This window comes from Psychromonas sp. (genome assembly GCF_983033635.1).
Genome location: NZ_CEZLMY010000015.1, coordinates 29,157 through 36,435, shown reverse-complemented (window position 1 = coordinate 36,435; position 7,279 = coordinate 29,157). Strand labels below are relative to the sequence as shown.

Here is a 7,279-nt window from a genome sequence, read left to right as displayed (position 1 = left end):
AATTAATTTTTTGAGTGAACTTAGCAGTTTCAAGCTGCTGTAAAGACTCATCTTTAGAGATAATATCTACTTTATTTTCAGCAAGATATGACTCAAGCAACTGCCAAACCTTAACGGTAATATCATCATTTTGTTTAAAAGCATTAAACCAGATTTTAGTCTGCTGCTTCTCATCTGCTTCTAATAAAACACCATCAATAACTGGAATAAGTTGCGTAGGTGGACGAATATCAACATCTTTAGTCAAAAAACCAGCTTCTATTTGTGACTCAGTCAAAACAGGTACATCAAATTGCACTCTTGCTTCATCGTTAGAGAAACTGCCTGTTTGATACGCTGGAATTAATTCCGCATTTTGATAAGCAAAAGAGTCATTTGCTTGCATTCGTGTTTCGAAGCGAGCACAGCCCGTTAACGATAAAGCAATAATAACGGCTACTGTTGTACCAGGTTGTTTAAATAATTTAATCATGAAAATAATTTAGCTTCGGTTAAGGCGTCACGGACGACTGATGTATACTCATCAGATAAGGTGGTTAATGGCAAACGGCAATCAGCCGTTGGGATTAAACCAAGCTCAGCACAAGCCCATTTTACGGGAATCGGATTTGCTTCAACAAATAATTTTTGATGAACGGGCAGCAATTGAGCGTTTATAGCTTTTGCAACATCAGTTTGACCATTTAATGCTGCATTACACATTTTAGTCATTTCAACCGGAGCAACATTACTGGTCACTGAAATAACACCGTGCCCACCCTGCAATATGAAATCACATGTAGTTTCATCATCACCGCTGTATAAAACAAAGTCATCTGCAACCAGCGCTTTGATTTCTGCAAGTCGGTTTAAATCACCTGTTGCTTCTTTAATACCTATGATATTTTTAATTTTAGCCAGGCGTGCCACCGTTTCAGGTAACATATCAACAGCTGTTCGACCTGGAACATTATATAAAATTTGTGGTAACTCACAAGATTCAGCAATCGCTTTAAAATGACGATAAAGCCCTTCTTGTGATGGCTTATTGTAATACGGTGTTACATTTAAACCCGCAATAACACCGCTATTTGCAAAAAGTTTACTGAGTGAGATTGCTTCAGATGTTGAATTTGCCCCATTTCCTGCAATAACAGGAATACGTCCATCTGCAAACTCAAGCGTTTTCATAACCACTTTTACGTGGTCATCGACATTTAATGTTGCAGATTCACCCGTTGTGCCAACAGCAACAATTGCAGAGGTGCCCGATTTTATATGAAACTCAACAAGTTCTTTTAAAGCATGGAAATCAATTTCGCCAGTTTTATCCATTGGTGTCACGAGTGCGACAATACTACCTGTTAACATCTTAAAGCTCCTCTTTATTGAATCTCAATGTTACTTTTGCCGACACTTAAAAACAAGCAATAAAGCTAATAGATTGAGCTTCTTATAGGAAAAACATGGAATTGGTGCTTGCGTTCACCTATTTAAACGATAATCTACACATCAATATCTTCAGCTCATTACAATTGAGGTCAAAATGCAAGCAAATAGCTATGACGTAACTGTATCAACTTTCCCGCAAATCATTATAGAAGGCTCAAAAGAAAAACCCGTGTTGGTGGTTTTTTGGTCGCCACAATGTTCAGTTTGCGCAACCTTGTTGCCGTTTTTAGACAAATTACATAATGAAAATAATCAGGCATTTACATTGGCACGTATTAACTGCGATGTTGAGCAGCAGATCGTCAGCCATTTTGGTGTACAAAGTGTGCCAAGTGTTTTTATGTTTGTAGACGGTCAAGGTGTGGATGGCTTTGCAGGAGAGCAAAGTGAAGAATTTATTCGCATGTTTATTGATAAACATACACCCGATCCATCACTTGAATTAATGCAGCAAGGACAAACACTTTTTGCACAAGGTAAATTATCAGAAGCAAAAACTATTATTATCCAAGCTACAAAATTAGATGCGCATAATAATGAGATTAAACTTGCTTTAGCACAGGTTTACCTTGCATTGGGTGACCATGAAAGCGCAAAACCTATATTAGAAGTTATTCCGATGGTCGATCAAAATATGATCTACCATAGTTTAATTTCACAATTGCAGCTCGCCCTTCAGTCAGCACAAACTCCTGAAATAACAGCGTTGGAAGCACAACTGGAAACCGCACAAGATAAGATGGCGATTGAGTATCAACTCGCCATTCAATATAACCAAGCGAATAGAAACAGCGAAGCATTAGCCTTGCTATATAAAATTCTTGTTGTTGATTTAGGGTACGAAAACGGTGAAGCTAAAAAGACTATGCTAGATCTTTTAGCAACTATCGAAGATGCCAGTTTAGTCAGTGAATATCGACGTAAACTATATAGTTTGCTGTACTAGAATCTGTATTCAAAACACTTGGAAATGCACAATTAAGCATTTCCAATTGGCTTGAGTATGCTTACTTTTGCAGCGCGTATTTCTCTATCGCTACGGCAACACCATCTTGATCATTGCTTGGGGCAATATAATTAGCCAATGCTTTAGTATCAAGATCGGCATTATCCATTGCCACTGAAAATCCGGCAAACTTCAACATATGGTGATCATTTTCAGCATCGCCTACACACATAACCTGCTCTGCACTAAGACCCAGAATATCAGCCAAATGCGCAACGCCGATTCCTTTATTACTTTCGATGTGTAAAAATTCCAAGAAAAACGGCGCACTGCGGACAACTGTATAGTTCTGCTTTAGTGACGCAGGTAAATTAGCTATAGCTTTATCAATAACTGTTTCTTCAGCTACCATCATTATTTTTATTAAAGAATCACTATCATCAAGTTGCTGAAAGTCAGTTTCAGATACAGGAACACCGTTAAGCCTGGATTCGATATCAGTCCATTGATTAAGCTGGTGAGTGATCAGGCCTTTGTTGGTTGAAAATGCGTGAATATAAACATCAAGTTTGCTTGCTACTTTGTGTAATATTTTTGCATCAGAGCCACGCAGAGTTGTCTGGTGAATCACTTCACCATTACCAACGCGTTGTACAATGGATCCGTTATAAGAGATAACAAAATCATCATCACTTGTTAGGCCCAAATGATTTAAATGTGGACGTAAACCTTCTAAAGGACGGCCTGAAGCGAGTACTATTTTGATGCCGGCAGACTTGGCAACTTGGATAGTATTGAAGGTACGCGATGAGATCTGCTTATCATTGTTAAGCAAGGTGCCATCCATATCGATGGCGATCAATTTATACATAAAGGCAAAACCTATAAATTAATTTGAGCGATTAAAAATCTGAATCCAAATCAGGTGCTATTCTCACTACTTCTCTTATAAATTTAAACGCTGTAGTCCAGTACCACAATGTCATCGAGAAGCGGACGGAAGATCTCTTTTAATGCACTATGCAGTGGATGAGGAAGATAATTGTCACGTGCATTTTCATCAGCAAAAGTCATTAGAATACAATGTGTATAACCTTTGTTTTTATTCTCCGGGCTATTATTTTCTCCCCACTCCACTGCATCAAGGCCATCCACTTTTGAAGGCATCTCGGTAAATGCAGCTTCTAATCTTGCTAGAGATTGAGGTGTTGCATCCGTTTTAAAGCGAACTAACAAAACATGGCGAATCATAGCTGTCCTTATTTTTAAATATCTGAAAAAATATAAAATATTTTACAGTAAAGGTATCAGACTGACAGTTTCAATAACAACTTTATCTACATCTAATTCAGGTTTAATTGTCTGCAGATATTTTAAATCTCTCCCGCTTTTATCAGTGATAGTAAGGTAAAGACTAGCGCAGCCATCAGAATGAACCTCGCCAACATATTTTATCTGCTTAGCGGAAGGTGTAAAAGGTTTATACCCATGTTACTTCAAGAAGCAAAATCAGCAAGCCATATTCATCTTTGAAATCACCAGCAACAAAGTCATTGTTTAATGCCATAACACCAATACTGCTTATTAATGCAGGCTTTGCTTTTACCTCTTTAACAATAAATGCGCAGGAGAAAGAGATACAAGTCTCATCTGCCCCGCCTGAAACAATTAACAGTGCTTGCTGATCAGTAAAATTGTTCGGTTCAACATCATGAATTGAAGGTAATGGTGCAGCACATCCGGTTAAACTGGCAGAGATTAGAGTTAGCGCTAATAGTAAAATATTCAATTAAACTGCTTGATGACGGTTTATAGTGAATCACCCAGGATACTGAGCGCTTTGATATAAGCAAAAACAGACTGGTTTTTCTGCAAATTTAATTCGTTAAGTGATTTTAATGTTATTTTGGCAAGTAACTTTTGTCTGCCTGTACTTAAGGTCAATAACACACTATTTACAGATAATGATTTAATCTCATCAATTTTGACTGTTAAACAGTTCTGTAAAGAACTCGATGCAAGGCGCTCTGTCGCGATAATCACATCTTTACTTTCGACTTTAATTTCTAAACTTTGTTCATTATGTTTTTTATCTCGTGCTAAAACAACAGCTTGTCCATCAACTAAACCATGAACAAGCGAAAATTGTTGATCCCAGGTGAGTGAATCTACATTTAATAGTAAACCTGAATGAGCATGTTTTACCAAACTTAAATCAGGATCCAGAAATAATGCTTGTGGCGAGCCGATAGCTTCAACTGTTCCCTGATTTATTAAAACCATCTGCTGACAAAGATAAAAAACCTCCTGCATCGAATGTGTGATGTAAATAATTGGAATTTCTCTGCTCAGTTTTTTTATAAATGGTAATAGTAATTGCCGACTATGCTGGTCCAGTGATGATAAAGGTTCATCCATAATCAGCAGATCGGGAGCCGTTAATATTGCACGCGCAATCGCTATACGTTGTTTTTGTCCGCCAGATAATTGATGACTTTTTTTACTCAGTAGATCGGTAAAATCAAGTTGTTCAGCTAACTGTTTTACGTTGTATAAACTGTTTTTTGCTTTTTTACCGGCTAATTGTAAATTAGCCAGTGCGTCTAAATGTGGAAACAGGCGAGGCTCTTGAAAGACCATACCAATTTTACGCTGTGCAGTTTTAATAAAAACCGTATCACTTAGCCAGGTTTTGTCTTTGAAATCTAAGAAGCCCGAAAACGAATTATCTAAACCAGCCAAAGCACGTATAAAAGAAGTCTTACCTGCACCAGAGTCACCAAAGACTGCACAAATGCCTTTAAGATGTAACTCACCTTGAAAGTGAAATAAAGCTTGTTCTGTTTTAGTTTGCTGTTTTATCAGATCAAATTTAATCATGGTTTAATCGCTTTTGACGTTTTTGTAAAACACCATAAATGAGCATTAATAGGGTCATAGAGAAAGCTAACAGGGTAAAGGAAAGCAGATGTGCTTGTTCATATTGTAGTGTTTCAACATGATCAAAAAGCGCGATCGATAATACTTGAGTTTCCCCGGGTATATTACCGCCGATCATCAAAACCACACCAAACTCTCCAATAGTATGCGCAAAACCTAATGCCCCTGCAATAATAAAACTGGGTAAAACCATAGGAAAAACCACTCTATAAAATGTTTCTGCACTATTAAATCCTAGGGTTGCTGCAACTTCAAGGTAGTCTTTATCTAAATTAACAAATGCGCTTTGCAGTGGTTGCACAACAAAAGGCAGTGAGTAAATAATTGAAGCTATTAACAGACCCGAAAATGAAAATGCCAAACTGCCGCCGGTTAAACTCAACCAAAAACTTCCCAGGAAACTATCTGGTGAAAAAGATAGCAGTAAATAAAAGCCCAATACAGTTGGTGGCAAAACAAGTGGTAGTGCAACTAATGCTTCAACAAAGGGGCGATAAAAACGTTTACTGCGAGAAAGCCACCATGCAAGCGGTGGAGATAAGATTAATAAGATAACTGTAGTTAAAGCAGCTAATTTTAAGGTTAAGAAAATAGCGCTGAGATCTAATGTAGTTAACATCTTATAGGTAACCTTTATCGCGGATTAACGCTTTTACTGTGTCAGATTTTAAGTAATTGATAAACGCCTGAACTTTCGTTTTGTCCGTTGCATTGGTCAACAATACCCCTTGTTGTAAAATAGGTTGGTATAATTCACCGGGAATAAGATAGTAGCTGCTTGCGTTATTTTGTAATAATAATGAATAGGCAACAAAACCCGCATCGACATTTCCAGAATCGATAAATTGGTAGGTTTGTGAAACATTTGCACCTTGAATATATGAAAACTTATCCCATAAATCTAAATGAGCTAATGTCTGCTTAGCAGCCAGACCATAGGGCGCTAATTTTGGATTGGCTATTGCTAAACGGCCATTATAATTAAGCAGTGTTTTTTGACTAGCATCAGCATGTTCGGGGCACCAAAAAGCAAGTTTTCCTTGTGCATAGGTAAAACGCGAGCCATCTTCACCCTGCTTTGCGTCTTCGATTAGTTTTGCTCGGGCACTGTCTGCGGATAAAAACAGATCAAAAGGGGCACCATGTTTTATTTGGTTATATAAGGTGCCGGTAGATGCACTGGAGATTAAAATGACCTCTCCCGTTTGTTGCTTATAAAGCTTGGCGATTTCACTTAGCGTATGTTTGAAATTACTGGCAACAGCAACTTTAATTGCAGCATCTACAGAGAAAGTTGTTAATAATGTCACCAATGAAATCAAAAACCTCATTATTTACTCCATTTATTTAATGCCTTAAGATCACCTTCTCGGGCATCAACCCAATAACTTTCATTATCAGTTGTACTCTCTTTTTTCCAAAATGGCGCCTCAGTTTTTAAATAATCCATAATAAATTCACAAGCCGCAAAGGCATCCTGGCGATGTAAACTGGCAATGCCCACAAAGACAATTTGATCTGATAGTTTTAATTCACCTATTCGGTGAATTACAGTGCAATCAATAATATTCCAACGGGATTTAGCCTGCTCTACAATTTTTGTTAATGATTTTTCTGTCATCCCAGGATAATGTTCAAGTGTTAAACTTGAGACTTCTTTCCCCTGATTAATATCACGCACCAATCCGCTAAAAGTGACAACTGCACCGACAGATGATTTTTCCCGCAACTTATCGTGTTCAGCTTGTAAATTAAAATCTGTGGTCTGCACTTTAATCATATTTAACCACCAGTAACTGGCGGGAAGAATGCAACTTCGTCCCCACTTTGCAACGCACTGTTTTCATTGCTTATAGTTTGGTTAACTGCAACCAGTAAATTTGTTTTTGAAAGCACTGTTTGCCAATGGCTGTCACGCGCTTTGAGGTTGCTTAATAACATCTCTATATTGTGATTTTCACT

Annotated in this window: 10 protein-coding genes and 1 pseudogene; 1 reads left to right on the top strand and 10 read right to left on the bottom strand. The window is 37.7% G+C overall.

Annotation, left to right across the window (positions count from 1 at the left end; genetic code table 11):
* Window positions 1-472, bottom strand: a pseudogene (locus tag AC4GME_RS03730) (outer membrane protein assembly factor BamC); the annotation flags it as partial.
* Window positions 469-1,350: a 4-hydroxy-tetrahydrodipicolinate synthase gene (gene dapA / locus AC4GME_RS03725; protein ID WP_490379033.1), complete on the bottom strand. Its 882-nt coding sequence runs from the start codon at window positions 1,348-1,350 to the stop codon at window positions 469-471. The gene dapA and the pseudogene AC4GME_RS03730, both read right to left, overlap by 4 nt.
* Before the next feature lie 175 nt (window positions 1,351-1,525).
* Here dapA and AC4GME_RS03720 point away from each other — a divergent pair, with 175 nt between their 5' ends.
* The gene (locus AC4GME_RS03720) at window positions 1,526-2,377 is read left to right on the top strand and encodes a tetratricopeptide repeat protein (protein WP_490376228.1); all 852 of its coding nucleotides are present in this window, start codon (window positions 1,526-1,528) and stop codon (window positions 2,375-2,377) included.
* Between the two features lie 61 nt (window positions 2,378-2,438).
* On the opposite strand, the gene yidA is transcribed toward AC4GME_RS03720, so the two are convergent.
* From yidA to AC4GME_RS03680, 8 genes are all read right to left on the bottom strand, one after another.
* Window positions 2,439-3,248: a sugar-phosphatase gene (gene yidA / locus AC4GME_RS03715; protein ID WP_490376227.1), complete on the bottom strand. Its 810-nt coding sequence runs from the start codon at window positions 3,246-3,248 to the stop codon at window positions 2,439-2,441.
* Between the two features lie 83 nt (window positions 3,249-3,331).
* Window positions 3,332-3,628 carry a Dabb family protein gene (locus tag AC4GME_RS03710; protein ID WP_490376226.1) on the bottom strand — a complete coding sequence of 99 codons (297 nt, stop codon included), beginning with the start codon at window positions 3,626-3,628 and terminating at the stop codon, window positions 3,332-3,334.
* A 229-nt stretch (window positions 3,629-3,857) separates the two neighbouring features.
* The gene (locus tag AC4GME_RS03705; protein WP_490376225.1) at window positions 3,858-4,166 is read right to left on the bottom strand and encodes a hypothetical protein; all 309 of its coding nucleotides are present in this window, start codon (window positions 4,164-4,166) and stop codon (window positions 3,858-3,860) included.
* A 20-nt stretch (window positions 4,167-4,186) separates the two neighbouring features.
* Window positions 4,187-5,257, bottom strand: coding sequence for a molybdenum ABC transporter ATP-binding protein (gene modC, locus AC4GME_RS03700; RefSeq protein WP_490376224.1), 1,071 nt, complete (start codon window positions 5,255-5,257; stop codon window positions 4,187-4,189).
* Complete coding sequence (modB, locus tag AC4GME_RS03695) at window positions 5,250-5,936, bottom strand: molybdate ABC transporter permease subunit (RefSeq protein WP_490376223.1); 687 nt, start codon at window positions 5,934-5,936, stop codon at window positions 5,250-5,252. Before modB ends, modC begins: the two co-directional genes overlap by 8 nt.
* Window position 5,937: 1 nt before the next feature.
* Window positions 5,938-6,648 carry a molybdate ABC transporter substrate-binding protein gene (modA, locus tag AC4GME_RS03690; RefSeq protein ID WP_490376222.1) on the bottom strand — a complete coding sequence of 237 codons (711 nt, stop codon included), beginning with the start codon at window positions 6,646-6,648 and terminating at the stop codon, window positions 5,938-5,940.
* Window positions 6,648-7,097, bottom strand: a complete 450-nt coding sequence (gene moaE, locus AC4GME_RS03685; protein WP_490376221.1) for a molybdopterin synthase catalytic subunit MoaE — start codon at window positions 7,095-7,097, stop codon at window positions 6,648-6,650. The genes modA and moaE overlap by 1 nt, the downstream gene beginning before the upstream one ends.
* A gap of 2 nt (window positions 7,098-7,099) precedes the next feature.
* Window positions 7,100-7,279 (bottom strand): MoaD/ThiS family protein (locus tag AC4GME_RS03680; protein WP_490379032.1); only part of this gene is annotated, 180 nt, incomplete at its 5' end.